The organism is Streptococcus mitis (assembly GCF_001579035.1).
Taxonomy (GTDB): domain Bacteria; phylum Bacillota; class Bacilli; order Lactobacillales; family Streptococcaceae; genus Streptococcus; species Streptococcus mitis_J.
The window spans coordinates 150156-151818 of record NZ_KQ970287.1 but is presented as its reverse complement, the minus strand read 5'-3'; the positions used below and the strand labels follow the sequence as shown (position 1 = coordinate 151818).

Genomic DNA, 1663 nt, shown 5'->3' with positions numbered 1-1663 from the left:
TTATTTGTCACGCACCTACGGAGCGTGACGGACTGAAAGTCACATAATTAGATTCACCAACAGGATTTGTCGAACAACCGTTTTTTGTTGCACTTCATTTTACAATTCGGCGAAAAAATAAATAAGAAAAAACAGCAAACCTGTTTGATTTACTGTTAATTAAATCGATACATAATATTAAATGATAACTATCTTTAATACAAAATTTTTGAACGATAGCTATTCCTTCAACTCAAGTCAATCAAATAATTATTTACTAGATAACTTAAATTGCTCTTCGTTCTTATCAAAACTTAGTAAATAGTCTTTTCCTCTTTCAACATTAAGCTCCACTTTTGCAGGTCCCCATGTTGTAGTAACGTTTTTATGTAACACTCCAGGTCTAGTATATGTGTAAGTTACTTCTAAAACAATATCTCCTGGATCTGCACAAACTATATATTTTGCTTTTTCACTAAAAATAGCAGCTTCACCACTGATCACTCTAGCATATAATTGTTTTTGAGTGATTACATTATTTCCCGAAGAAAGCTCAATTTTCACCGCATTAGGATGTACAGCTAACCATTTAGTCAAGGCTTTTTTGTTCATTTTAATTGACACAAACGAAAAAACAGCCGCTAATATAAAAATTGCAATCACAACATAGGCATATACTCCCATTGAAAAAAATGCTTCTAAATATTTCTCCATTTTCATTCTCCTTTTTAATTATTTTTATTAACATCATTTAATTTAATTGTTTTGCTTTTTACTCCAACCACTCCTAAATCTTCAATAAGTTCATTATATTTTCTTTTTCCTAGCAAAGATAAATCAAACATTTCCTTATTACCATCTTCTGTATAAAGATATAAGAAAAACGAGTCATTGTTTCTTTGTTCTGAAGAAATATGAACTTCATTTAGATTATAGTTAAATTCCTTTTTCCCATCGTTTATCGATAAACTATTTCCATTTATAATTATTTTAGTTCTCAATTGCCTAAATATACTTATTACAACCGAAATAATGATGATAGAAGATATAATAATTGCAACTTTATATCCTCCAATTACTCCGGAAATTAAAAATGCAACAAGCACTCCAAAAATCATTATTATTAAATTATAAATAAACGCAACTAGGCTTCTTCTATATATTTTCTCCAAAATCAACCGTCCTTAAAGTACAATAATGATACTAACCTATATCTAATTTAAAAAACAAAACTACGTATAAATTATATATCTTTGTATACAAAATGTCAAGCTTAATTTTTCACCATGCACGCAATATTTATTCATATTTCTTCACTCAAAAATTCGTTTAGTATCATACTATTATTTTGATTTTATTCGAATTTTATACCTCTAACTCTTTCTTCTTTACCTGTGTTAATCCTCACTTTTCTTGCAGTAATTTATCTATACAGCTTCTGACACTTTCAGCCTGTTCCACTTCTTTTCGTATATCTTTGATTTGAGAATATAGACTATCTTTTTCTTTCCTCATAGTGCCAATTTCTGCCTTCCATTTGGATATATTCAGGGTCTTGCTCTCGCCTAAATGTTCTTGGAGATATTTCTTTGCACTTTCAAATAAAATTAACGGTGTCATTGTCCATATAAGCGTCATAGAGCTTGTCCAAAGCACTTTCATCGTTGATACCTTTTTCCACGCT

2 protein-coding genes and 1 pseudogene are annotated in these 1663 nt (G+C 29.6%); all 3 read right to left on the bottom strand.

All coding sequences use genetic code 11. The features are described from left to right. Positions 1–249 precede the first annotated feature (249 nt). Positions 250–693, bottom strand: coding sequence for a hypothetical protein (locus SMIDD26_RS05200; RefSeq protein ID WP_167747479.1), 444 nt, complete (start codon positions 691–693; stop codon positions 250–252). A 14-nt stretch (positions 694–707) separates the two neighbouring features. Next, on the bottom strand, positions 708–1151 hold the full coding sequence (locus tag SMIDD26_RS05195; RefSeq protein WP_246746923.1) for a hypothetical protein: 444 nt from the start codon (positions 1149–1151) through the stop codon (positions 708–710). Positions 1152–1383: 232 nt separating this feature from the next. Then, a pseudogene (locus SMIDD26_RS05190) lies at positions 1384–1663 on the bottom strand (hypothetical protein); the annotation flags it as partial.

Coding starts and splice junctions, on each gene's coding strand:
- SMIDD26_RS05200 (WP_167747479.1), bottom strand. CDS start 693: ATGGAGAAATATTTAGAAGCATTTTTTTCAATGGGAGTATATGCCTAT.